Source organism: Flavobacterium aquaticum (assembly GCF_003259835.1).
Classification (GTDB): Bacteria; Bacteroidota; Bacteroidia; order Flavobacteriales; family Flavobacteriaceae; genus Flavobacterium; species Flavobacterium aquaticum.
Window position 1 is genome coordinate 189,280 of the sequence record NZ_QLMI01000005.1, and the last position, 24,207, is coordinate 213,486.

At 33.0% G+C, this 24,207-nt stretch carries 21 protein-coding genes and 3 tRNA genes; 7 read left to right on the forward strand and 17 right to left on the reverse strand.

The window, feature by feature from the left end; all coding sequences use genetic code 11:
- Positions 1-108 precede the first annotated feature (108 nt).
- Positions 109-828, reverse strand: a complete 720-nt coding sequence (locus B0I03_RS09465) for a YebC/PmpR family DNA-binding transcriptional regulator (RefSeq protein ID WP_111567191.1) — start codon at positions 826-828, stop codon at positions 109-111.
- A 301-nt stretch (positions 829-1,129) separates the two neighbouring features.
- Positions 1,130-2,212: a glycine cleavage system aminomethyltransferase GcvT gene (gene gcvT / locus B0I03_RS09470; protein ID WP_111567192.1), complete on the reverse strand. Its 1,083-nt coding sequence runs from the start codon at positions 2,210-2,212 to the stop codon at positions 1,130-1,132.
- Between the two features lie 165 nt (positions 2,213-2,377).
- Here gcvT and hutH point away from each other — a divergent pair, with 165 nt between their 5' ends.
- A complete protein-coding gene (gene hutH / locus B0I03_RS09475; protein ID WP_111567193.1) occupies positions 2,378-3,880 on the forward strand; it encodes a histidine ammonia-lyase in 1,503 nt (500 codons plus the stop codon).
- Positions 3,881-3,929: 49 nt separating this feature from the next.
- Here hutH and B0I03_RS09480 read toward each other — a convergent pair whose 3' ends face one another.
- From B0I03_RS09480 to B0I03_RS09505, 6 genes are all read right to left on the reverse strand, one after another.
- On the reverse strand, positions 3,930-4,292 hold the full coding sequence (locus B0I03_RS09480) for a DUF1304 domain-containing protein (protein ID WP_111567194.1): 363 nt from the start codon (positions 4,290-4,292) through the stop codon (positions 3,930-3,932).
- A 2-nt stretch (positions 4,293-4,294) separates the two neighbouring features.
- On the reverse strand, positions 4,295-4,876 hold the full coding sequence (locus B0I03_RS09485) for a TMEM175 family protein (protein ID WP_111567195.1): 582 nt from the start codon (positions 4,874-4,876) through the stop codon (positions 4,295-4,297).
- Between the two features lies 1 nt (position 4,877).
- The gene (locus tag B0I03_RS09490) at positions 4,878-5,393 is read right to left on the reverse strand and encodes a DUF421 domain-containing protein (RefSeq protein WP_111567196.1); all 516 of its coding nucleotides are present in this window, start codon (positions 5,391-5,393) and stop codon (positions 4,878-4,880) included.
- Positions 5,390-5,572 (reverse strand): GldL-related protein, encoded by a 183-nt coding sequence (locus B0I03_RS09495; RefSeq protein ID WP_111567288.1) that lies wholly within the window; start codon positions 5,570-5,572, stop codon positions 5,390-5,392. Before B0I03_RS09495 ends, B0I03_RS09490 begins: the two co-directional genes overlap by 4 nt.
- A gap of 1 nt (position 5,573) precedes the next feature.
- Positions 5,574-6,941, reverse strand: coding sequence for a 30S ribosomal protein S6--L-glutamate ligase (gene rimK / locus B0I03_RS09500; RefSeq protein ID WP_111567197.1), 1,368 nt, complete (start codon positions 6,939-6,941; stop codon positions 5,574-5,576).
- An 80-nt stretch (positions 6,942-7,021) separates the two neighbouring features.
- Entirely contained in the window at positions 7,022-9,571 is a 2,550-nt protein-coding gene (locus B0I03_RS09505) for an ATP-dependent Clp protease ATP-binding subunit (protein ID WP_111567198.1), read from the reverse strand.
- A gap of 255 nt (positions 9,572-9,826) precedes the next feature.
- Here B0I03_RS09505 and gyrA point away from each other — a divergent pair, with 255 nt between their 5' ends.
- Positions 9,827-12,382 (forward strand): DNA gyrase subunit A, encoded by a 2,556-nt coding sequence (gene gyrA, locus B0I03_RS09510; RefSeq protein ID WP_111567199.1) that lies wholly within the window; start codon positions 9,827-9,829, stop codon positions 12,380-12,382.
- Between the two features lie 55 nt (positions 12,383-12,437).
- The gene (locus B0I03_RS09515) at positions 12,438-13,544 is read left to right on the forward strand and encodes a tetratricopeptide repeat protein (protein ID WP_111567200.1); all 1,107 of its coding nucleotides are present in this window, start codon (positions 12,438-12,440) and stop codon (positions 13,542-13,544) included.
- Positions 13,545-13,574: 30 nt separating this feature from the next.
- Here B0I03_RS09515 and B0I03_RS09520 read toward each other — a convergent pair whose 3' ends face one another.
- Both B0I03_RS09520 and B0I03_RS09525 read right to left on the reverse strand, forming a co-directional pair.
- The gene (locus B0I03_RS09520; RefSeq protein ID WP_111567201.1) at positions 13,575-14,336 is read right to left on the reverse strand and encodes a C40 family peptidase; all 762 of its coding nucleotides are present in this window, start codon (positions 14,334-14,336) and stop codon (positions 13,575-13,577) included.
- Between the two features lie 87 nt (positions 14,337-14,423).
- Positions 14,424-15,602: an acetyl-CoA C-acyltransferase gene (locus B0I03_RS09525; RefSeq protein WP_111567202.1), complete on the reverse strand. Its 1,179-nt coding sequence runs from the start codon at positions 15,600-15,602 to the stop codon at positions 14,424-14,426.
- A gap of 363 nt (positions 15,603-15,965) precedes the next feature.
- Between B0I03_RS09525 and B0I03_RS09530 the strand changes: the two genes are divergently transcribed.
- From B0I03_RS09530 to B0I03_RS09545, 4 genes are all read left to right on the forward strand, one after another.
- Positions 15,966-16,049, forward strand: a tRNA-Ser gene (locus B0I03_RS09530).
- A gap of 12 nt (positions 16,050-16,061) precedes the next feature.
- A tRNA-Pro gene (locus B0I03_RS09535) sits at positions 16,062-16,136 on the forward strand.
- 13 nt (positions 16,137-16,149) lie between these two features.
- Positions 16,150-16,223 (forward strand) — tRNA-Arg (locus tag B0I03_RS09540).
- Positions 16,224-16,347: 124 nt separating this feature from the next.
- Positions 16,348-16,941, forward strand: coding sequence for a DUF3885 domain-containing protein (locus B0I03_RS09545; RefSeq protein ID WP_111567203.1), 594 nt, complete (start codon positions 16,348-16,350; stop codon positions 16,939-16,941).
- Between the two features lie 644 nt (positions 16,942-17,585).
- Here B0I03_RS09545 and B0I03_RS09555 read toward each other — a convergent pair.
- The 7 genes from B0I03_RS09555 to tsaD all read right to left on the reverse strand — a co-directional run bounded on the left by B0I03_RS09555 (position 17,586) and on the right by tsaD (position 24,077).
- Positions 17,586-18,155, reverse strand: a complete 570-nt coding sequence (locus B0I03_RS09555; protein WP_111567205.1) for a hypothetical protein — start codon at positions 18,153-18,155, stop codon at positions 17,586-17,588.
- Positions 18,156-18,160: 5 nt separating this feature from the next.
- Positions 18,161-19,339 (reverse strand): class I SAM-dependent methyltransferase, encoded by a 1,179-nt coding sequence (locus tag B0I03_RS09560; protein WP_111567206.1) that lies wholly within the window; start codon positions 19,337-19,339, stop codon positions 18,161-18,163.
- Between the two features lie 2 nt (positions 19,340-19,341).
- A complete protein-coding gene (locus tag B0I03_RS09565; protein ID WP_111567207.1) occupies positions 19,342-20,436 on the reverse strand; it encodes an AI-2E family transporter in 1,095 nt (364 codons plus the stop codon).
- An 81-nt stretch (positions 20,437-20,517) separates the two neighbouring features.
- Positions 20,518-21,474: a zinc metalloprotease gene (locus tag B0I03_RS09570; RefSeq protein ID WP_111567208.1), complete on the reverse strand. Its 957-nt coding sequence runs from the start codon at positions 21,472-21,474 to the stop codon at positions 20,518-20,520.
- 239 nt (positions 21,475-21,713) lie between these two features.
- Positions 21,714-22,352 (reverse strand): DUF4159 domain-containing protein, encoded by a 639-nt coding sequence (locus tag B0I03_RS09575; RefSeq protein ID WP_111567209.1) that lies wholly within the window; start codon positions 22,350-22,352, stop codon positions 21,714-21,716.
- Complete coding sequence (locus tag B0I03_RS09580) at positions 22,345-23,049, reverse strand: 16S rRNA (uracil(1498)-N(3))-methyltransferase (RefSeq protein WP_111567210.1); 705 nt, start codon at positions 23,047-23,049, stop codon at positions 22,345-22,347. Before B0I03_RS09580 ends, B0I03_RS09575 begins: the two co-directional genes overlap by 8 nt.
- A 5-nt stretch (positions 23,050-23,054) precedes the next feature.
- Positions 23,055-24,077, reverse strand: coding sequence for a tRNA (adenosine(37)-N6)-threonylcarbamoyltransferase complex transferase subunit TsaD (gene tsaD / locus B0I03_RS09585; protein ID WP_111567289.1), 1,023 nt, complete (start codon positions 24,075-24,077; stop codon positions 23,055-23,057).
- Positions 24,078-24,207 lie beyond the last annotated feature (130 nt).

The following is a 24,207-nucleotide window of genomic DNA, read 5'->3' on the forward strand; positions in this document are numbered from 1 at the left end:
GTATAACTAAATATATAATTATATTATATTTTTTTTTTGATTACGCTAATATATAAAAAAATCCTCACAATTTCTTGCGAGGATTTCGTATATAAGATAGAAAAAGAATTACTCAGCGCTTTCTTGCATTGTGTGATAAACGTTCATTACGTCATCGTCTTCTTCAATTTTTTCTAATAGTTTTTCAACATCAGCTACTTGGTCTGGTGTTAATTCTTTTGTTACTTGTGGTATTCTTTCAAATCCTGAAGATAAGATTTCTAAACCACGAGATTCTAATTCTTTTTGGATAGCTCCAAAGCTTTCAAAAGGCGCGTACATTAAAATTCCGTCTTCGTCAGCAAAGATTTCTTCTACACCAAAATCAATCATTTCTAATTCTAATTCTTCCACATCTTGTCCTTCTGCTGGAATTCTAAAATTGCATGTATGATCAAACATAAATTCCACCGAACCTTGTGTTCCGAACGTTCCGTTGCATTTATTGAAATAACTTCTAATGTTAGCAACCGTTCTGTTGTTGTTATCTGTAGCCGTTTCAATTAAAATTGCAATTCCGTGAGGTGCATACCCTTCAAACAACACTTCTTTAAAGTTAGCCGTGTCTTTATCTGATGCTTTTTTAATAGCGCGTTCTACGTTATCTTTTGGCATATTCGCAGCCTTCGCATTCTGAATCACCGCTCTTAAACGGGAGTTGGTTTCAGGATTTGGTCCGCCTTCTTTAACGGCCATTACAATATCTTTTCCTATACGTGTAAACGTTTTTGCCATTGCTGACCAACGTTTCATTTTACGGGCTTTTCTAAATTCAAACGCTCTTCCCATTTCTATATAATTTCAATATTCTTAATTCGTTGTTCAATATTCAAAATTTCAGTGCAAATGTAAAAAATCAAGTTTAAAAGTCAAGTACAAATTTAAACGCAAAGCTCGCAAAGTTTTTCGCAAAGTTCGCAAAGCGATAATCTAAAAATCTTTTATGAACTTATATTCGCAATCTAAATCAACTTGAAACTTATATGACTTATATGTTTTAAAATTTAAAAGTGAAACGCTCTGAGAATCTCTGAATCAACACAATCTAATTCAAAAACAACTCTGCGAATCTCTGTGTAATTAAACTTGATTATTTCTTGTAAAACGGCATTTTAACCACTTTCGCTTTAATATCTTTATTTCTAATTCTGATGTAAATTTCAGAATCTGGTGTAGCTAAAGCTGTTGGAACATATCCCATTCCAATAGCAATTCCCATAGAAGGTGATTGTGTTCCAGAAGTTACGATTCCAACTACATTACCATCAGCATCCGCAATTTCGTAATCGTGACGAGGAATTCCTCTTTCTACCATTTCGAAACCAACTAATTTACGAGAAACACCTGCTTCTTTTTGTTTCTTTAAGTTTTCTGAATTGGTAAATTCTTTGTCAAATTTGGTAATCCATCCTAAACCTGCTTCTAATGGCGAAGTCGTATCGTTAATATCGTTTCCGTATAAACAGAATCCCATTTCTAAACGTAACGTATCACGCGCTGCTAATCCAATTGGTTTGATTCCGAAAGCTGCTCCAGCTTCAAAAACTTTGTTCCAAATGTATTCTGCATCTTCGTTTTTGAAGTAAATTTCAAATCCTCCCGAACCAGTATAACCTGTAGCAGAAACAATTACATCACTTTTTCCAGCGAAATCACCAATTTGGAACGTGTAATATCCCATATTTGATAAATCGATAGAAGTTAAAGATTGCATCGCTTCAGCAGCTTTTGGACCTTGAATCGCTAATAAAGAATAGTCATCCGAAAGGTTTTGCATGTCCACACCTAAATCATTGTGCGAAGAAATCCAATTCCAATCTTTTTCAATATTAGAAGCATTCACCACCAACATATAGTGATTATCAGCAACTTTATAAACGATTAAATCGTCAACAATTCCGCCTTCGTTATTTGGTAAACAAGAATATTGTGCTTTTCCATCAACTAATTTAGAAGCGTCATTTGAAGTTACTTTCTGAATTAAAGCCAACGCATTTTCTCCTTTTAAGAAAAATTCTCCCATGTGAGAAACGTCAAAAACACCAACGCCATTTCTAACGATTTCGTGTTCTGCATTTACTCCTTCATATTGCACAGGCATATTGTATCCTGCAAATGGAACCATTTTAGCTCCTAAACTTTCGTGAATGTGCGTTAACGCTGTATTTTTCATGATTTGATGTTGTATTATTAGAGAGCGCTAATTTATTGAAAATTCTTAAAAATGCACCCAGATTTCCCTTAAAATTTGAGAGATATTTATTTTTTGTTAATAATGCTGATAAATCTTGCATTTTAACAATTGTTTGCAGAATTTTGGACTTTTAAAATTAACCAAATGGAAACTACACATTATATAAGTTCAGATTTATTGTCGATTGATATGATTAACGAGATTGTTTTTCAAGGAAAACAGTTGGCATTATCAGAGGAAGCTATCGTAAACATTGAGAAATGTAGAAAATACTTAGATGATAAAATGAAATCAAACTCCGATCCAATTTACGGAATTAACACAGGTTTTGGTTCGTTGTGTAATGTGAAAATTTCGAATGAAAATTTATCAAAACTTCAAGAGAATTTAGTAAAATCGCACGCTTGCGGAACAGGGGAGGAAGTACCACATGAAATTGTAAAAATCATGTTGTTATTGAAAATCCAATCGTTAAGCTACGGACATTCAGGTGTTCAATTAGTAACCGTGCAACGTTTGATTGATTTTTACAATAATGATATTTTTCCAGTAATTTACACACAAGGTTCGTTAGGAGCTTCGGGCGATTTAGCTCCGTTAGCGCATTTATCATTACCATTATTAGGAGAAGGCGAAGTTTATGTTGATGGTTTCAGACAACCAGCTTCAAAAGTATTAGCAAAATTTGGTTGGGAACCAATCGTTTTACAATCGAAAGAAGGATTAGCTTTATTGAACGGAACGCAATTCATGAGCGCTTACGGTGTTTACTGTTTGATTAAAGCAGAGAAAATTTCGTATTTAGCAGATGTAATCGGAGCAGTTTCGTTAGAAGGTTTTGATGGAAGAATTGAACCATTTACTGATTTAATTCACTTAGTTCGCCCACATAAAGGTCAAGTGCAAACGGCTGAAAGAATGCGCGATTTGTTAGAAGATAGCGAAATTATTGCACAACCAAAAGTACATGTGCAAGATCCATATTCATTCCGTTGTATTCCACAAGTACACGGAGCTTCAAAAGATACAATTGATTATGTAAAGAAAGTATTCCGTACTGAAATCAACTCGGTTACTGACAATCCAAATATTTTCGTAGGAGAAGATTTGATTATTTCGGGAGGAAATTTCCACGGACAACCTTTAGCATTAGCTTTAGATTTCTTAGGAATAGCCTTGTCAGAATTAGGAAGTATTTCAGAAAGAAGAACGTATCAATTGATTTCGGGATTAAGAAATTTACCAGCGTTTTTAGTAAACGACCCAGGATTGAATTCAGGTTTTATGATTCCACAATATACAGCAGCAAGTATCGCTAGTCAGAATAAACAATTAGCAACTCCAGCAAGTATTGATAGTATCGTTTCATCAAACGGACAAGAAGATCACGTGAGCATGGGAGCAAACGCTGCAACTAAAACATTACGAATTGTTGAAAATGTAGAACGTATTTTAGCTATCGAATTATTAAACGGTTCGCAAGCTTTAGAATTCAGAAGACCATTAAAATCAAGTGAATTTATTGAAGCTTTTGTAAAATCGTACAGAGAAGAAGTTTCGTTTGTTTCAGAAGATCGAATTTTACATTACGATATAGAAAAGTCAGTTTCGTTTTTGAATAGTTTTCAAATAGAAATGGAAGATTAATACAAAGTATATAAAATTAAAAAGCTCAAGAAAATCTTGAGCTTTTTTTTTATAAAAATATAATGGTTATAATAGCTATAATTGCGGGAAGTGCTTGTACATAAAATATTTTCTTAGAAGCGGAATAAGCTCCGAAAATTCCAGCAACAGTAACACAACAAAGAAAAAAGACAGCAATATTTCGGCTCCAATTTTCATCAGAAATAGCTAAAGACCAAAGTAATCCTGCGGATAAAAATCCATTATACAAACCTTGATTGGCTGCTAAAACTTTCGTTTTTTCAAATAAATCTTCGGGAATGGTTCTGAAAACTTTTTTAGCTTTTGTTGTCCAAGCAAACATTTCTAGCCATAAAAAATACAAGTGAAATAAGGCTATAATTACGATTAGTATTTTACTGATGATGTGCATAATTATTTAGTTTCGTTAAAAGTGCGTTCGATTCGTTTATCAGGAATTAACCAAATTAAAGCTACTAAAATATAAATAGCTCCTGAAATTTCGACATAATATTTGGTTAAGAAAACAGCAGTCAAATATAAAACTACGGAAGCTTTTCCTTTATAATCTTTTCCAATAGCCTTTGAAAGCGCTGAGTCTTTTCCGTGGTCGATTAATATTAATTTTTGTAAAATAAAATAAGCTAATGCATTCATTAATAGGACAATTCCATATAACATCATTGGAAAAGGAGCAAAGTGGTGTTCACCAATCCACGCTGTTGTAAAAGGAATTAAGGATAACCAAAACAGTAAATGTAAGTTTGCCCATAAAATTTTCCCATTTACATCTTTTAGTGAATGAATTAAATGATGATGATTGTTCCAGTAAATTCCAACATAAATAAAACTCAAAATATAGCTCAAAAACTTATGCGATAATTTAATAACGGCTTCAAGTGTTGTATCATCTGGAACTTTAAATTCCAAAACCATGATGGTAATTATAATGGCTAAAACGCCGTCGCTAAAAGCTTCTAATCGATTTTTATTCATATTAATTATTTAGTTCTCCTAATGTTTTGTGCGCTTTTCTTTTGTGATGCGTTTGTTTAAGATTTTCATTTCCTGAAATAATACTAATATTCCCATCGATTTCAAACATGGCTAATTTTACATCTTTGTAATATTCAATTCCGTGTTCGCGCATGGCTTCTTCAAGTTCTTCTGATGTAATTCCTAATCGAGCAAGAGTTTTGAATTCAGTTTTACCGTTATGAATTAAAATTTCTGGTTTGTCTTGAACCAATCCTTTAATAAATTTCGATTTCAACATTACTTTCTTAAAAATAAAATTGATTAAGAAAAGTGAAAAAGCAGCGATAATTCCGCCATACAACGAAGTATCAGCTCCAACCATCGCATTTTGCACCGAATTGCTAATTAGTAAAATCAGAATAACATCAGCCGTATTAAGTTGTGAAAGTTCTTTTTTTCCAAATATTCGCAAAGCAATTATCATGAAAAAATAAACAGCAACACTTCTTAATGTGATGTCAATATACGGATTCATTTCGTATTTTTAAGTAAAACTACAATTAACGTGATGATAGCAATTGCTTCGGTAAGCATCCCAAAAGTTAGCATAATTCCAGCTCCAGGCCAATGCATAATTTTAAATAAAGAACCAATTATTGTAATCGCCATCCCTAAAAGGAACAGCACCAAAGGAACTGTATATTGCTTTTTCATATTATTTCCACTTAAAGTTTTTCTCAATCGCTTTAATCATTTCGCCTGCGATGTCTTTTTGAGTAGCGCCTTCAATTCCTTCTAAACCTGGAGATGAATTTACTTCTAACAATAAAGGACCTTTTGAAGAGCGAATAATATCAACTCCAGCCACTTTTAAATTCATAGCTTTTGCTGCTTTAATAGCAATTTTCTTTTCTTCCGAAGTAATTTTCACCACCGAAGCAGTTCCGCCCATGTGAATGTTAGCTCTGAATTCTCCGGGAGCAGCTTCACGTTGCATGGCAGCAACAACTTTTCCATCTACCACAAAAAGTCTCAAATCTTTACCATTGGCTTCTTTGATGAATTCTTGCACTAAAATATTCGCATTTAAACTCTTGAAAGCATTAATTACGGATTCAGCTGCTTTTTTGGTTTCTGCCAAAACGACACCTTTTCCTTGTGTTCCTTCTAATAATTTTACAATCAAAGGCGAACCTCCAACCATTTTAATTAAATCGTCAGTATCTAAAGGTGAGTTGGCAAATCCAGTAGTTGGAATGTCAACTCCGTTGTTTAATAATAATTGTAATGAAAACAGTTTATCTCTCGATTGCGTAATAGCAGATGCATTGTTTAAAGCAAAAACTTTTAAAGCTTCAAATTGACGCGTTAAAGCACAACCATAATAGGTCATACTAGGACGAATTCTAGGAATTACGGCATCAAAATCGTTTAGAACTTTTCCTCCACGGTAATGAATTTCAGGTTTTGTTGCGTCTAATTTCATGTAGCAGTATTTCAAATTTAAGAAATGCATTTCATGACCTCTTAATTCGCCTGCTTCTAAAATTCGTTTGTTGCTATATAATTCTGGATTGCTTGCTAATAAACCAATTTTTAAACCTTTTTTAGATTCATTAGAAGCGTAGTAATATTCTTTTAGTTTTTCGGTTGTAGGTTGGCCCAATAAATAACGTTGCTCTGGATCGACCAAAACACGTCCCGACATCGCTTCACGACCTAATAACATTCGGAAACCCATCGAATCACGGTTGGTAAGTGTAACTTCGATTTCCCAAGTTTTTCCACCAATCTCAAGTTTGGTTTTGATAACGTAGCGTTGTTCTCTAAAACCACTCGAACTTTTGACAACTCTTTTGTCTACCAATGGTGCTTCGCAATGAATTACTGCTTTAGCATTATTTTGAATAGGATTTACGTCAAATTTAACCCAACTTTCACTGTCTTTTTCAAAAGTAACAATATTGATAGCGTGAAGAGCAGAAGTTTTTGCTCCTGAGTCAACACGTGCTTTAATTGTTGGGATTCCTAAAGTAGGGAAGGAACACCATTCTTCGCTACCTACAATAACTTTGTCTAACATTTTTAAACGAATAAATTAAGAATCTAATGTAGTATTTTTTTTAATATAATTTTAAAATTGCATAAAATAAAAAAACCAAGCTATGAGCTTGGTTCTTCTAATTTCTTAATTTCTATTTTGAGTTCTTGAGCTGTCTCATCTAAATCCATGAAAATCTGATCGCCTTCATGTATTTTGTGTGTGATGATTTCCTCTGCAAGTGCATCTTCAACATATTTTTGAATTGCTCTTTTTAAAGGTCGTGCACCAAATTGCTTATCGAAACCTTTTTCAGCAATATAATCTTTTGCGGCTTCAGAAAGTTTTAAAGTGTATCCTAATTCTTTAACTCTTAAATATAATTTATCCATTTCAATATCGATAATTTTATCAATATCGTGTTTCTCTAAGGCATTGAAGACAATTACATCATCAATACGATTTAAGAATTCTGGAGCGAATGCTTTTTTCAAGGCATTTTCGATAATTCCTTTAGAATGTTCTTCGGTTTGTGCTTGTTTTGAAGCGGTTCCGAATCCAACGCCTTGACCAAAATCTTTCAATTGACGCGCTCCAACGTTAGAAGTCATAATGATAATCGTATTTCTAAAATCGATTTTACGTCCTAAACTATCTGTTAAATGTCCGTCATCTAAAACCTGAAGCATCATGTTGAAAACATCTGGATGTGCTTTTTCAATCTCATCTAAAAGTACTACGCAGTATGGTTTTCTTCTTACTTTTTCCGTTAATTGTCCGCCTTCTTCATATCCAACGTATCCTGGAGGAGCTCCAACTAATCTTGAAATCGCGAATTTTTCCATGTATTCACTCATGTCGATACGAACTAGTGCATCTTCTGAATCGAATAGTTCTTTTGCAATAACTTTTGCTAATTGTGTTTTACCAACTCCGGTTTGACCTAAGAAAATAAACGAACCAATTGGCTTGTTCGGGTCTTTCAATCCAGCACGATTTCTTTGGATAGATTTTGCAATTTTTAATACTGCTTCGTCTTGTCCAATCACCTTACCTTTAATAAGTTCTGGTAGGTGAGCTAATTTATTACTTTCAGTTTGAGCAATACGATTTACTGGAATTCCTGTCATCATAGAAACCACATCGGCAACGTTATCTTCTGTAACTGTTACTTTGTTGTTTTTTGAATCTTCTTCCCATTGTTCTTGAGCAATTGCTAAGTCTTTTTCGATACGTTTTTCATCATCACGAAGTTTAGCAGCTTCCTCGTATTTTTGTTTTTTAACAACTGTGTTTTTAAGCTCACGAACTTCTTCCAACTGACGTTCTAATTCCAAAATTTGTTTCGGAACATCAATATTAATAATGTGAACACGAGAACCTGCTTCATCTAAAGCGTCAATAGCTTTGTCTGGAAGGAATCGGTCGGTCATGTATCGATTTGTTAATTTCACACAAGCTTCGATTGCTTCTGGTGTATATAAAACGTTGTGATGGTCTTCGTATTTTGGTTTGATGTTGTTTAAAATGGTAATCGTTTCTTCAACAGATGTTGGTTCTACAATTACTTTTTGGAAACGTCTTTCTAAAGCACCATCTTTTTCAATATATTGACGGTATTCGTCCAAAGTAGTTGCTCCAACACATTGAATTTCACCTCTTGCTAATGCTGGTTTGAACATATTTGAAGCATCAAGCGAACCTGTTGCACCTCCAGCACCAACAATAGTGTGAATTTCATCAATGAATAAAATGATGTCGTCGTTTTTCTCTAATTCATTCATTACCGCTTTCATTCTTTCTTCGAATTGTCCGCGGTATTTTGTACCAGCTACTAAACTTGCTAAATCAAGTGTAACCACACGTTTGTTGAATAAATTTCTAGATACTTTTTTCTTAATGATTCGCAATGCTAAACCTTCAGCAATTGCTGATTTTCCAACTCCAGGTTCTCCAATTAAAAGTGGGTTGTTTTTCTTTCTTCGACTTAAAATTTGAGAAACACGCTCGATTTCTTTCTCACGTCCCACAACTGGGTCTAGTTTTCCTTCTTCTGCCATTTCGGTTAAGTCACGACCGAAGTTATCTAAAACTGGAGTTTTTGATTTTTTATTGGTTTTTCCACCTGATGGCGGATTGTTAAATGAGCTTTCTTTTAAACTGTCATCTTGTCCTGAATCGTCATTGAACGACTCCGCTTTTGGCAAGTTTTCTAAATAATCGTCTTCGTTTGTCATCATGGCTGTATACTGTTCTTTAACGGTTTCGTAATCGATTTTTAATTTACCCATCAATTTAGTTGTTGGGTCGTTTTCATTGCGTAAAATGCATAGTAATAGGTGTGCGGTACTTATTTCAGAGTTGTTAAAAAGTTTCGCTTCTAAAAAGGTTGTTTTTAATGCGCGTTCCGCTTGGCGTGTAAGATGCAAGTTCTTCTTTTCAATATTTTGAATACCATTTGGATTTGCAGGGCTAAGTATCTCTACTTTTTTTCTTAAGTGAGATAAATCCACAGCTAAATTATTCAAGATGTTAATTGCTTTTCCATTGCCATCTCGAAGTATTCCTAGCATTAAGTGTTCGGTACCAATAAAGTCGTGACCTAATCGTAAAGCTTCTTCTTTACTGTAGGTAATTACGTCTTTAACTCGTGGTGAAAAATTATCGTCCATAGCATTAGTAATATAAGTAAAAGTACAAAATTCTATAAGGAAATACAAAAATCATACCTTATAAAAAGTACAGATAGGCTAAATGACAAAAAATATTTGAAAAATGAAAGAAAGTAGGATAGGATTTATAAGCAATTTGTAAACAAAATTGTTAATAAATAGTCGAAATAAGTGTTTTAAAATTTGTGCTAAAAGTTCAAAAAGCCGTATATTGGCACGTTTTAGTACTAATATATAATTTTAATATAAATACTTATGTCAGAAGGAGAAAAGTTAATTCCTATTAACATAGAGGAAGAAATGAAATCAGCTTACATCGATTATTCGATGTCTGTTATTGTATCAAGAGCACTTCCTGATGTTAGAGATGGTTTAAAGCCTGTTCACCGAAGAGTACTTTATGGAATGTATGATTTGGGAGTTAACTCAAGATCTGCCCACAAAAAATCGGCGAGAATTGTCGGAGAGGTTTTAGGAAAGTATCACCCACATGGAGATTCCTCAGTATACGACGCTATGGTACGTATGGCTCAGGAATGGAGTATGCGTTATTTATTGGTTGACGGTCAAGGTAACTTTGGTTCTGTCGATGGAGATAGTCCAGCAGCAATGCGTTACACGGAAGCCAGAATGAAAAAGATTTCGGAAGAAATGTTGGCTGATATCGATAAAGAAACAGTTGATTTTCAATTAAACTTTGACGATACATTACAAGAGCCAACAGTTATGCCAACTAAAATACCAACTTTGTTAGTAAACGGAGCTTCGGGTATTGCAGTAGGTATGGCTACAAATATGGCGCCTCACAACTTAACTGAGGTTGTTGATGGTACTTTGGCTTACATTGATAACAATGATATTGAAATTGATGAGTTAATAAATTATATCAAAGCTCCAGATTTCCCAACAGGAGGAATTATCTATGGTTACGAAGGAGTAAGAGAAGCATTCAAAACAGGTAGAGGTCGTATTGTAATGCGTGCTAAAGTTGGTTTTGAAGAAGTAAATGGAAAAGAAGCGATCATTGTAACTGAAATTCCTTATCAAGTAAATAAGGCAAATATGATTAAACATACTGCCGATTTAGTAAATGATAAGAAAATAGAAGGTATATCAAACATTCGTGATGAATCGGATAGAAATGGTATGCGTGTGGTTTATGAATTAAAACGTGATGCGGTTCCAAACGTAGTTTTAAATACATTATATAAATATACTCAATTACAGGCTTCATTCAGTGTAAATAATATTGCATTGGTAAAAGGGCGTCCGCAAATGTTGAATCTTAAAGATTTGATTTACCATTTCGTGGAACACCGTCATGATGTTGTAGTTCGTAGAGCACAATATGATTTAAGAAAAGCTGAAGAAAGAGCTCATATTTTAGAAGGTTTAATTATTGCTTCTGATAATATTGATGAAGTAATCAAAATCATTAGAGCTTCTAAAGATGGTGACGAAGCAAGAACAAAATTAATTGAGCGCTTCAAATTATCTGAAATTCAAGCACGTGCAATCGTAGAAATGCGTTTAAGACAATTAACAGGTCTTGAGCAAGATAAATTACGCGCTGAGTACGAAGAAATCATGAAATTGATTGCATATTTGAAAGAATTATTGGCAAGCAAAGAAATGAGAATGCAAGTAATTAAAGACGAATTAACTGAAATCAGAGATAAATATGGTGATGAGCGTCGTTCGCAAATCGAATATTCTGGTGGAGATGTTAGTATCGAAGATTTAATTGCTGATGAAAGTGTTGTAATTACTATTTCTCATGCTGGTTATATCAAACGTACTTCGTTATCAGAATACAAAACACAAAATAGAGGAGGAGTTGGACAAAAATCGGCTGGAACTAGAGATCAAGATTTCTTAGAGCATTTATTTGTAGCAACAAATCACCAATATTTAATGTATTTCACGCAAAAAGGTAAATGTTATTGGATGCGTGTTTACGAAATTCCAGAAGGAACAAAAACAAGTAAAGGTCGTGCTATTCAAAACTTAATCAACATTGAAAGTGATGATAAAGTAAAAGCATTTATCTGTACGCAAGACTTAAAAGACCAAGATTACATCAATAGTCACTATGTAATTATGGCTACGAAACAAGGTCAAGTTAAGAAAACACCATTAGAACAATATTCACGTCCACGTCAAAACGGAATCAACGCAATTACAATTAAAGAAGACGATGAATTAATCGAAGCAAAATTAACTACAGGAAACAGTCAAGTTTTATTGGCAGTTAAGTCTGGTAAATTAGTTCGTTTTGAAGAAGAGAAAACGCGTCCAATGGGAAGAACTGCTTCAGGAGTTAGAGGTATTACCTTAGCCGATGAAAAAGATGAAGTTATTGGAATGGTTTCTATCGATAAAGATCATGTTGCAGATTCTCAAATTTTAGTGGTTACCGAAAACGGTTACGGAAAACGTACCAAATTAGTTGATGACGATGGAGAAGATGTTTACAGAATCACGAATCGTGGTGGAAAAGGTGTTAAAACACTTAACATTACTGAGAAAACCGGAGCTTTAATAGCAATTAATAACGTTACCGATGCTGATGATTTAATGATTATCAACAAATCAGGATTAACTATTAGAATGATGGTTTCTGATTTACGTGTGATGGGAAGAGCAACTCAAGGAGTTCGACTAATCAACATCAAAGGAAACGATTCAATCGCTGCAGTAACTAAAGTACTTCGCGAAGATGAAGAAGTTGAATTAGACGAAAATGGAGATATTTCTGATGCTGAAACTGGTACAGATATTGATTCATCAGAAGAAGAAACACAAGAATAAATAGAATAAGGCCCAAATTTATTTTGGGCTTTTGTTTAACCCAGATTTTAAAACAATGAAAAAATTAGTATTAAGTGCAACACTTTTATTGTCAGTTGCCACATTTGCTCAAAAAGATGAGCTAAAAACATTAAAGAAAATTTATAGTAAAGAAACTATTTCTGAAAAAGATTTAGAAACATATAAATCTACAAGCGATGCATTACAAACTTTAGCTACTGAAGAATCTGATAAAGTGTATGCAAAGTTTTACAAAACTATGTATCCAACAGTAGTTTTAGCTTCTAAAGGAGCAAAAGCAACTGTGCAAGATCAAATGAATTTGTATAAGCCAGAGTTTATTAAAGAATATGGAGAAGTAATTGATGAAACTTTAGAATTCGAAAAAAAATCAGGTAAAAAGATTTATACTGATGAATTAATTCAAGAGAAAACCGAATTTAAACAAGGATTATCTGCTATTGCAATGAATTTAAATAATACATCTAAATTTAAAGAAGCTTCAGCATTGTTTTATTCTTTATATGTATTTGATCCCAAACAAGAAGGTAAATCACTTAAAAATGCATGTATTTTAGCTGTTCAAGCTGAGGATTTTAAGTTGGCTCAAAAGCTATATGAAGAATATGTAGTTAGTGATTATTTGAATAATGGAGTTACTTTTTATGCGGTTAATAAAGCAAATGGAAATGAAGAAGAATTTAATACAAGAGCAGATAGAACACATTACATAACTTTAGGATCTCATGAAAAACCAAAAGATGTTAAAAATTCAACAAAAAAACCAGATGTATTAAAGTTGTTAGCTCTAATTTATTCTCAAAATTCAGAATTAGAAAAAGCTAAAACCGCTTATGCCGAAGCAAGAAAATTAGCACCCAATGATGAAGAATTAAAACAAGGAGAATTTCAAATTTATTATAATGCAGGAATTTCGCATTTAGCTGACGAAGAAAAGTTGATAAATGAAATTAATAGTTCAAGAAATGATGCGAAAAAATTTGATGAGTTAATGAAAAAGAGAAAAGAAATGTTTCTAAAAGCTTTGCCAGATTTTGAAAAAGCATATTCTATTAATCCAACTGATGCTAACACTAAAAGTTTATTAAAATCAGCTTACGATATTACAGGCCAGCCTGAAAAAGCAAAGGCTATCAACTAAAACAAAAAGTCCCGATTTAATCGGGACTTTTTATATTACTTTTTTAATAACTCTTAGTTTATGAGTGTGTCGATTGGTTTCTGCATTGTATATTCCCAAATGATCTAATCTGTCAATTCGTACTTTTCCTGAAGCGTGAATGATGTAGTTGTTTTCCATCATAATTCCTACGTGAATGATATTGCCTTCTTCGTTGTCAAAAAAAGCTAAATCACCAGGTTCACTTTCTTCAATAAAACTTAAAGCTTCTCCTTGTGTAGCTTGTTGCGAAGCATCTCGTAAAAGTTTGTGACCATTTAGTTTATACACCATTTGAGTAAATCCAGAACAATCAATTCCAAAAGGAGTTTTTCCTCCCCATAAATAAGGAGCATTCAAATACATGAAAGCCGTTTTGATTAAATCTGATTTTGGTTTTTCACCACAAACTTTAATACCTTCAAAACTATATTTATTGGTGTTAATTTCTTCAATATCTAAAAATGATAGAGAAGCGCCCAATGTAATTGAAGTTAATTGATTGTTTGGAGTAGTAATATATTCCACCAAATCAGCATTTAAAACAATTGGAGTATCATTTAAAATTTGGTATTGCTCTTCTGAAATAGCTTGATATTGCTTCGAGTCAATCCAACCGATGTAGTTATCATATGCCAATTCCACCTGCACCCATTTGGCAGTCATTTCTAAAATTTTAAAGTGTTCGCCAAAGAGCAATTGCGAAACTTGTTCGCTTCGGTCACTAGCTTCTGCTCTTACGGGTACTATGGCTAAATTACAAATTCCAAACATGTTGGTTCAAAATAAGAAATGATGAATTAAGAATTTAATTACAAATGTAATTAAAATTCAAAATTCACCATTAATAAAAGTTATAAATTATGCTTTTTCAATAACAATTGCCGAAGCACCACCACCACCATTACAAATAGCAGCCGCACCAATTTTAGCATTGTTTTGGTTTAAAACATTGATTAAAGTAACGATAATTCTTGCTCCAGAACATCCTAGAGGATGACCTAAAGAAACCGCACCACCGTTTACATTGATTTTATCATTGTCTAATCCTAAGATTTGCGCATTTGCTAATCCAACTACAGCGAAAGCTTCATTGAATTCGAAGAAATCAACATCAGCAACTGTTAAACCAGCTTTGTCTAATGCTTTTGGTAATGCTTTTGCAGGTGCAGTTGTAAACCATTTTGGTTCTTGAGCCGCATCAGCGTATGATTTAATGTAAGCTAATGGAGTTAATCCTAAAGATTGCGCTTTTTCTTCGCTCATTAATACTAAAGCCGCAGCACCGTCATTAATAGTGGAAGCGTTAGCAGCAGTAACTGTTCCTTCTTTTGTGAAAACAGCAGTTAATGAAGGGATTTTATCTAATTTTACGTTAGTAAATTCTTCATCTTTAGTAACTACGATAGCGTCACCTCTTCTTTGAGGAACTTCTACTGGAACAATTTCTGCATCAAATTTACCAGCTTCCCACGCAGCTGCAGAACGCTCATACGATTGAATTGCGAAGTTATCTTGCGCTTCTCTTGTAATGTTGTATTCTGATGCACATAAGTCGGCACAAACACCCATAGCGTTGTTATCGTATGCGTCAGTTAAACCGTCTTTTTGCATTCCGTCAATTAAAGAAGTTGGTCCGAATTTAACTCCGTTTCTTAAATGAACGTAATGAGGAATCAAACTCATGTTTTCCATACCACCAGCAACAACGATTTCAGCATCGCCAGCCATGATAGCTTGAGCACCTTGCATAACAGCTTTCATACCACTAGCACAAACTTTATTTACAGTAGTACAAGCTACACTTTCAGATAAACCAGCGTATAAAGCGGCTTGTCTTGCAGGAGCTTGGCCGTTACCAGCTTGAACTACGTTACCCATTAAAACTTCGTCAACTAATTTAGGGTCTAAATTGATTTTATTTAAAGCGCCTTTGATGGCAGCAGCACCTAATTTTGTAGCAGGTACACTAGATAAAGCTCCCATGAAACTTCCAATTGGAGTTCTTACGGCAGAAACGATAACTACTTTTTTATTCATATATTTAAATTTTATTTATTAGCGGTAATATATGTTATCGCCTTTCTATTTAAAGGTATTTGCTTTGGCAAACTTTTAGTTAGTGGCGATTTCATGATAGAAAGGTTTTTATTTGAATTGCGAATTTACTATTTTTATTCGAATTGAGGCAAGGTTTTTGTTGATATTCTAAGTTGAAATCGAATTTTATTTTGATATTACTAATTTGATTTCATTTTTATTGAAAAGCTATTGTATTGATTGTAAGCGTTTTTTTAGAAATAAGAAAAATATATTGAAAAAAACTCCCTAAAATGTTGTATAATTAAGAATGAAAATATACATTTGCAACCGCAAAAAAGATAAGTTCTTACAACAATAATAGGAGAGGTGCCGGAGTGGTAACGGAGCAGATTGCTAATCTGTCGACGGGTAACCGTCGCCAGGGTTCGAGTCCCTGTCTCTCCGCTTTTTTGTTTTCGGGGTGTAGCGTAGCCCGGTTATCGCGCCTGCTTTGGGAGCAGGAGGCCGCAGGTTCGAATCCTGCCACCCCGACGATAATAAAATAGGTTGCGTAGCTCAGCTGGATAGAGCAACTCACTTCTAATGAGTAGGTCCCAGGTTCGAATCCTGGCGCGATCACAAAAAGCCTTGCAAACGCAAGGCTTTTTTGTTTTTATACTTTCCTGAAATGTTTTTATTTTGGTTAAAAAGTTTAGTATATTTGATGATATAAGCAAGTTGGCAGTAATTGTAAACAGACACGATGACAAAAGAAGATTTTCAGAAATTATGGACTTTAAATTACCCTGACACAGTTCCGATTTCATATCTGTTCAAACACGACTATACTGACAGGTGGTTTAGAATTCATAGTTTACCTGAATCAAAGCGTTATCCAGAAGGTGAAAACGAATGGCAAGTTCTTCTTTCACGACAAAATGAGATTATTACAAACTTATTCGGACTTGAAACTCCAATATTAATTGTGACAGGTGAATATAATTGGGGAGGCGACCGACAAATTCACATAACTGACGAGGAAGAAATCTTTAAGCAATTTTCATTTGTTCGACTTGACAACATTGAGTTGCATAAAATTGACGCTGAACAATATGACGAGCCTGACATTTATAGACCAGCATTTGCACAGACAATTTGGAAGCCAAATTATCACGACAAACTTTTAAGGGAAATTGCAAATGACAACACAAGAGCATTTTTTATTTCATTTGACAAAAAAATTATAGTTGCACCTTATGACGGTGGCGTTGACTTTGTGCTTAAAGACAGTTTGACAAAGGAAAACTATAAAAACAAATATAAACAATGGTTATCGGAACGAGAAGATGGATATTAAACACGAAATAAAAACAACTACTGCCAACATCGGTTTGGCAATATGGCGGCTGAAGTGCTTCTATGAAAAATTTGTGCATGGTTCAACAGCAGTAATTCTAATGAGCTTTTGTGCGAAAAATCCGCCACATCGCCAAGCCGAAAACCGTTGGCAGCATTAGTGAAAAACTTGACTTATAAAAACTTAATGAAGTTTAAAACCTTTGAAATTTTGATTAGCAAAATAATAAATTTTATTAGAAACCTTAACCTAGCATTTTTAATTTCAATTTTATATGTTGGACTTGGTACATTTACAGTTTGTTCTGTTTATGGTTCTGACACTTTCTATGGTGAATGGACAGTTTTTGCACTTCTTGTTACTTTTCCAGTATCAATAATTAGTTTTGGGTACAGATATGCTGAGCCTAATAGCTTTCTCCCTGTATTCATTATTCAATTTATAATGTTCATTATTACATTTTTAATCTTAAGTTCATTAATAAAAAATAAAACTTTGCGATAACTACAAAAGCCAACAACGGTTTACTAAAATGCCCACTTCCAGATTTCCCTTAGGAAAATCAGCTGTTCAATAGAATTTTAGTTCTATTTATAAAGGCTTATTGTCAGTTTAACATCACTGAAATAAAGACTCAAAACGACTTACTCCACACACTTCAAAAACTGCACAAAATAACTATCGGGTTTAGAAGTTGTTTTTAATGTTTCTGAGTTTAATTCGCTTTTAAGCACGTAATCTTTAGTTTCTCCTGAAAATTGAATGCGCATTAAACTTATTGGACTGTTTTTTAGTTCTTCGTAATTTGTTTTGGTAAAATAAAAATAACCCGTTAAGATTCTTATATTGTTGTTTTCTCCTGAATCGTACATTAATTCACTACAAATTTCTTCATCAGTATTTATTAATGTAATAATTTTTCCATTCATTAATTGTAAAATGATTTTTGAGTTTTTGGCAATACAACTCGTTTTAATAAAATCTTTACTTTTTTGTAATTGTTGAATGCTTAATATTGGAATTCCATTGTTGTTTAAAAGTCCAAAAAACAAATATTCATTCGTGTTTCCAAATATTTTTTCGTGCATTAAAACATTTGGTAAGACTTTTAATGAAGTTGAATCGGTTTTTTCTTCAATGTCATAAATGCAGTCTTTTTTTTGAGCATTAACACTTAGTGTTAGTAATAATAGCAGCGATAAAAGGTGTTTCATTTGGATTATAATTTGGTGCAAAGTAAAATTATTTTTTCATTATTCATATTTGTGGTGAAAAAAGCAAAAACTGTTCCACCATCGGTAATCTTGTATTTTTTCTTAATTTCTTCTGGTTTTATAGGGAAATTTCGAGTGGAAACATTCATTTTTTTGCCTTGTATGAATTGTGAAATTTCTTTTTTCTGAAACGGAATAATCGCATCAATTTGAAATTTTCTTCCCGGAAAATCAATAAGTTCATCCGAAGTGTATAAATGCGAATGTTGGTGCAATTTTCCAACAGCGAACAATTCGGAAACCGCTTCAAAACCGCCTGATTTCATTAGAGATGCGTTTGGTTCGTACAGATATTTTTTGGGTAAACTAAAAGATGCAAAATACGATTTTGTGCTTTCAATTTTGGTAATTACTTGCTTTTCTTTTTCTAAATTAACCGCAATAATTTCTGGAGATGCGTCGAAATTTTTCTCAATTTTCCAGAGCAATTCTTTTACTTCATTATCAACTGCAACAATGTGAATTTCAGCCACATTTTTCAATTCTAATAAACCCGCATGAAGATCTAAAATAGGAGCAGTTTTGATTAAAATCGTATCGGTAAATTGATAATAAAAATCTTGTAATTCAACTACATTGGGTAAACAATCGGCTAACATAAAAACTTTGCCTTTAGCATCATTTCTTCTGGAAGGATCGATGTAAATGCAATCGAACTTTTGATTCAATTGTTCTAAAATTTGAGTGCTATCACCTTGATAACATTCAATATTTGTGGATTTTAAAACTTCAAAATTATGTTTTACGATTTGAGATAAATCCGCATTCAATTCGCAATGAATAACCGATAGGAATTGTTTTGAAAAGAAATAATCGTCAATGCCAAATCCTCCAGTACAATCAATCAAATTTTCTCCTGAAACTAAGGAAGCTTTATATTTAGCTGTAGTTTCTGACGAAGTTTGTTCGATGGAAATTTTCTCAGGATAAATGATATTTTCAGCAGAAAACCAGGTTGGAAGTTTATCTTTCGCTTTCTTTTTTGCAATTATTTGATTGATGAGAACCGAATAATTAACTTCAGGAAACGGATTTTTCTTCAAAGCCAACTTTGAACTATCCGAATTCAGATTTTGATTGATAAAATCTTGTATTTCAGTTTGTAAAAGAGATTCTAAATTCAAAACTATAAGTTTTTTGTGAGGGCTTTGATGATTTTATTTTCGGGTAAAAATTCTTTTCCAATTACTTTTAATGAGGTATAAAACGGAACGGCGATAATCATTCCGGTAATTCCAAATAAAATTCCAGCAATTAAAATCACTAAGAAAATTTCCAAAGGATGAGAATTAGTGCTTTTTGAAAAAATTAAAGGCGAACTAATATTGTTGTCAATCAATTGTACAACAAACATTCCAATTAAAACATAAATCGTTGTTGGCAAAGTTTCTGAAGCAAAATCAGCACCAGTTCCAATACTGCTAATCATGATTAATATTCCGGCTACAAAAGTGGCGATAATTGGACCTACATAAGGAACAATATTGAAAACTGCACATAAGAGCGCAATGATTAAAGCGTTTTCTACTCCAAAAATTAGAAATACAATGAAGTATAAAACTAAAATAATAAATAATTGTAAAAGCAATCCTAAAAAGTATTTAGAAAGCATTTCGTTTATTTTTTCTACAGAATTTAAAACTTTTTCTTTTTGATTTACAGGTAAAATATTTTTGAAAGCTATTGAAAATGAACTTCTTTCTTTCAGAATAAAGAATGAAATAAAAAGAACAGAAGCTAAACCCATTCCGATATTTCCAACGGTACTAACTATATTATTCAAAAAGTTTGGAATGAATTCAAAATTAGAGAATGAGGTAAGGTTTGAACTTTTTGCAATTTGTTGTAAATCTATATTGTGTGAATTTAAATATATAGTGACATCATTAAGTAGTCTATTGTAATTGTTTTCTAGGGAATTAATGTCTAAAAGTGATAAATTTTCACCTTGCGAAATAATTAATGGAACAAATAGTAAAACGATTCCAGATATTAAAAAAATAACTAATAGTAAAGAAACAACGACAGCTAATGTATTTCTGAATTTTAGTTTTCGTCTTAAAAATAATACTAAAGGATAAAGTAAAAGCGAAAATACAACTGAAACTATACAGTAAACAATAACGGTTGCAACTTTATACAAGAAAAATAACAGAAGTAAAATAGATGCAATTATAGCAACCGCTCTTACAATTCCGAAGGATAATTCTTTTGAAGTCATTTATTTTCTTTTTTGCTAAAATAAAAAAAACTCACCACATAATGGTGAGTTTTGCAAATTAACTCAAATGTTTCATTTGATTTATGGCTGAGCAAATGAAAATCTTGATCCTCCAGAAGCAAAAATGGCTAACATTCTGCTTTTTTGTCCGTTTGAAAACATGTACATACCTGCATCATCTGTATAATCCATGTAATTCATAGTCATTTCAATTGGTGTTCCTGCACATGTAGAGTAGTGAGGGAAAGCTGGCATTCCATAATTAGCTGTATTGTGAGTAGGAGTATCGCTTACTAAATCGCTTCCGCAAGTAGCATCTCCCCATATGTGTCTTAAATTCATCCAGTGACCTACTTCGTGAGTTGCTGTTCTTCCTTTGTTGAAAGGAGCTGTAGCAGTACCAGTAGTCCCTAAATATTTAGAATCGATAACAACTCCATCAGTTGCTGATGAACCACCTGGGAATTGTGCATAACCCAAAATTCCTCCACCAATAGTACAAACCCATAAGTTTAACTTAGTTGTTGGAGATGTTGGTGCAATTCCTCCTTGATTTGCTTTTTTCATGGCATCACGAGTTCCCCATGATGTTTTTGTTGTTGATTTTCTGTAAACAGCGTCTAATACAAATGTAATTCCAACATTAGCTTTAACGCCTGAGAAAGTTGTAGGTACTTGGTTAAAATCGCTATTTAAAGCATTAAAATCTTTATTAAGCACATCAATTTGAGATTGAATTTGAGTCAAAGAGATGTTTTCAGCAGCTGTTCTATATAATACGTTTACAACAACAGGGATTTCAATTCTGCCATTAACTAACCTTCCGTTTGTAATTGCATTTTGAGTGAAATTTTCAATTTCTTGCATTTTTGCAGCTAATTCGGGATTTTCTCTTAGCTGTTGCTCATGAACTTCATGAGAAGCACAACCTCTGTGTCTGTGTGCCGTTGTTGTAGATTCGCTTGAAGTGTTTGATTCATCATTACTACATGAAACTAATAACAGTAAAGAAACTGCTGATAAAAGGATTTTTTTCATAAATAATACATTTTAGTTAGTTGATATGGTTAGTTAACATTTTTATAACGATTTTTTTATTTTTTTAGTATAATGTTTGTGTTTCTTTACATTAAATCAAAGTTTATGTAAAAATTATGTAACACTATTTTTCGTTTAAAAATGATAATAAATCAAAATTAAAAGGTATTGAAAAATAAATTGCTGTAGTTTTTCTGCATATTTTAATAAAAACTAATTTTTTTCTTCAAAATAAAGAATTAATTTTTAAATGCATAATTTAATATGTTAGCTCCCATTTTTAGGGCTTTTTCTCTAACACTTTGAGGATTGTTATGAACTTCTGTATCTTCCCAACCATCACCTAAGTCAGTTTCGTAGGTGTAAAGAAGTACAATTCTACCTTCGATAAAGATTCCAAAAGCTTGTGGTTTTTGATTGTCGTGTTCGTGGATTTTAGGTAATCCACTAGGAAAATTAAAAGGTTCTTGAAATAAAATGTGGTTGGAAGGAATTTCTGTAAACGGATTATCAGGAAATATTTTTTTTATTTCTTTTCGAATGTATTCATTCATTCCGTAATTGTCATCAATATGTAAAAATCCTCCTGAAGTAAGGTAATTTCTTAGATTAATTACATCATTAGCGCTAAAAACTACGTTTCCGTGACCCGTCATGTGCACAAAAGGATAGGAAAATATCTCAGCACTTCCCACTTCAACTGTTGCGATTTTAGTGTTTAAATTAGTTTTGATATTTTGATTGCAAAATTTAGCCAAATTAGGTAAAGAAGTCGGATTCGCATACCAATCGCCACCACCAGAATATTTAGCAACAGCAATTTCTTGGGTAAAACCCAAATTCCAAACTAATATTATAAGGACTAAAAATCTATTCATTTATCAAAGCAATTGTATGACAAGCTACTAAAGCTGCGGTTTCTGTTCGCAATCTTGTGTTTCCCAAAGTTACAGGAATAAATTCATTTTCAATAGCTAAATTGATTTCTTTTGTAGAAAAATCGCCTTCCGGACCAATTAAAATTGTAACTTTTTTGTCTTTGTTGACTTCGTTCTTAAACGATTTTTTATCCGTTTCTTCACAATGTGCGATAAATTTTTGCCCGTTGATATTTGATTTTACAAATTGTGAGAAAGAAATAGGTTCGTTGATTTTTGGAATATAATAATGTAGCGACTGTTTCATTGCGGCTTGAATGATTTTTTCAGCTCGATCAATTTTATATACTTTTCGTTCGGAATGATCGCAAATTATTGGCGTGATTTCGTGAATGCCAATTTCGGTTGCTTTTTCTAAAAACCATTCTAATCGGTCGTTCATTTTTGTGGGAGCAACAACAATATGAGTGTAAAATTTATCAGCTTCCTGAAAGGTTTCTTTTGTGATTTTAACTTCGCATTTTTTCTCGGAAGCTAAAATAATTTCTGATTCAAATAAAAAACCTAATCCATTAGTAATAAAAATTTTATCACTTTCTTTTTTGCGCAATACTTTAACTATATGCTTGCTTTCTTCTTTGTCGAAAAAGAAAGTTGTATCGCCTTGTTTTATATCCGAATTATAGAATAGTTGCATAGGATTTAAAATTCAATTCGTGCTTTAGAAGTCACATCAGCTTGACTGAAATTTTCCTCTAAAAAGTTATAATAACCTACAATTCCAATCATTGCAGCGTTATCGGTTGTGTATTCAAATTTTGGAATATAAGATTTCCAACCGTATTTTTTTTCTGCTTCTTTTAATGTGGTTCTAATTCCTGAGTTTGCCGAAACACCACCACCAATCGCAATTTGATTAATTCCAGTTTCAGCAACCGCTAATTTTAGCTTGTCCATCAAAATATTAATGATAGTATATTGGATAGAAGCACAAATATCCGCTTTGTTTTCTTCAATAAAATTGGGATTTAGCGCTATATTTTTTTGGATGAAATATAAAATTTGGGTTTTTAAACCGCTGAAGCTAAAATTTAATCCGTCAACTTTTGGTTTAGTAAACGGAAAAGCTTTCGGATTTCCTTCTTTTGCAAATTTATCAATCAAAGGACCACCAGGATAGGGTAGTCCTAAGATTTTAGCCGATTTATCAAAAGCTTCGCCCACCGCATCATCAGTAGTTTCGCCAATTATTTCCAAATCAAAAAAACTATTTACTTTCACAATTTGCGTATGCCCACCCGAAATCGTTAATGCCAAGAAAGGAAAAGTTGGTTTGTCAAAACCTTCTTCATCAATAAAATGGGCCAAAATATGCGCTTTCATGTGATTCACAGCAACCAATGGAATATCCAAAGCCATACTCATCGATTTCGCAAAAGAACCACCAACTAACAACGAACCCATTAAGCCAGGACCTTGTGTGAAAGCGATACAATTCAAGTCGTTTTTGGTAATTCCTGCTTTTTTAATTGCCACATCTACTACCGGAACAATGTTTTGTTGGTGCGCTCTAGAAGCTAATTCTGGAACAACGCCACCATATTCTTCGTGAATCGCTTGTCTAGCCACAATATTTGATAAAACAACATCGTTACATAGTACGGCTGCAGACGTATCATCACACGAACTTTCGATAGCTAAAGTATATATTTTTCTTTCTGACATTTTAGGCATGAAATTTGAATTAAAGATATTGTAATTATCCTACAAAATTCCTTATTTTTGTTGGGTTATACTCCAAGTTAAATAATTGGTAGCAAATTTAAAACAAAAGAACGTATCAAAAAATTTAAAA

Excerpts from the sequence above, each read along its gene's own strand:
- B0I03_RS09520 (WP_111567201.1), bottom strand. The coding sequence starts at position 14,336 with ATGTTTGGAATTTGTAATTTAGCCATAGTACCCGTAAGAGCAGAAGCT.
- B0I03_RS09525 (WP_111567202.1), bottom strand. The coding sequence starts at position 15,602 with ATGAATAAAAAAGTAGTTATCGTTTCTGCCGTAAGAACTCCAATTGGA.
- tsaD (WP_111567289.1), bottom strand. The coding sequence starts at position 24,077 with ATGTCAGAAAGAAAAATATATACTTTAGCTATCGAAAGTTCGTGTGAT.
- rimK (WP_111567197.1), bottom strand. The coding sequence starts at position 6,941 with ATGTTAGACAAAGTTATTGTAGGTAGCGAAGAATGGTGTTCCTTCCCT.
- B0I03_RS09545 (WP_111567203.1), top strand. The coding sequence starts at position 16,348 with ATGACAAAAGAAGATTTTCAGAAATTATGGACTTTAAATTACCCTGAC.
- B0I03_RS09515 (WP_111567200.1), top strand. The coding sequence starts at position 12,438 with ATGAAAAAATTAGTATTAAGTGCAACACTTTTATTGTCAGTTGCCACA.
- B0I03_RS09485 (WP_111567195.1), bottom strand. The coding sequence starts at position 4,876 with ATGAATAAAAATCGATTAGAAGCTTTTAGCGACGGCGTTTTAGCCATT.
- B0I03_RS09555 (WP_111567205.1), bottom strand. The coding sequence starts at position 18,155 with ATGAAACACCTTTTATCGCTGCTATTATTACTAACACTAAGTGTTAAT.
- gyrA (WP_111567199.1), top strand. The coding sequence starts at position 9,827 with ATGTCAGAAGGAGAAAAGTTAATTCCTATTAACATAGAGGAAGAAATG.
- B0I03_RS09575 (WP_111567209.1), bottom strand. The coding sequence starts at position 22,352 with ATGAATAGATTTTTAGTCCTTATAATATTAGTTTGGAATTTGGGTTTT.
- hutH (WP_111567193.1), top strand. The coding sequence starts at position 2,378 with ATGGAAACTACACATTATATAAGTTCAGATTTATTGTCGATTGATATG.
- B0I03_RS09565 (WP_111567207.1), bottom strand. The coding sequence starts at position 20,436 with ATGACTTCAAAAGAATTATCCTTCGGAATTGTAAGAGCGGTTGCTATA.
- B0I03_RS09495 (WP_111567288.1), bottom strand. The coding sequence starts at position 5,572 with ATGAAAAAGCAATATACAGTTCCTTTGGTGCTGTTCCTTTTAGGGATG.
- gcvT (WP_111567192.1), bottom strand. The coding sequence starts at position 2,212 with ATGAAAAATACAGCGTTAACGCACATTCACGAAAGTTTAGGAGCTAAA.
- B0I03_RS09465 (WP_111567191.1), bottom strand. The coding sequence starts at position 828 with ATGGGAAGAGCGTTTGAATTTAGAAAAGCCCGTAAAATGAAACGTTGG.
- B0I03_RS09580 (WP_111567210.1), bottom strand. The coding sequence starts at position 23,049 with ATGCAACTATTCTATAATTCGGATATAAAACAAGGCGATACAACTTTC.
- B0I03_RS09570 (WP_111567208.1), bottom strand. The coding sequence starts at position 21,474 with ATGAAAAAAATCCTTTTATCAGCAGTTTCTTTACTGTTATTAGTTTCA.
- B0I03_RS09490 (WP_111567196.1), bottom strand. The coding sequence starts at position 5,393 with ATGAATCCGTATATTGACATCACATTAAGAAGTGTTGCTGTTTATTTT.
- B0I03_RS09505 (WP_111567198.1), bottom strand. The coding sequence starts at position 9,571 with ATGGACGATAATTTTTCACCACGAGTTAAAGACGTAATTACCTACAGT.
- B0I03_RS09480 (WP_111567194.1), bottom strand. The coding sequence starts at position 4,292 with ATGCACATCATCAGTAAAATACTAATCGTAATTATAGCCTTATTTCAC.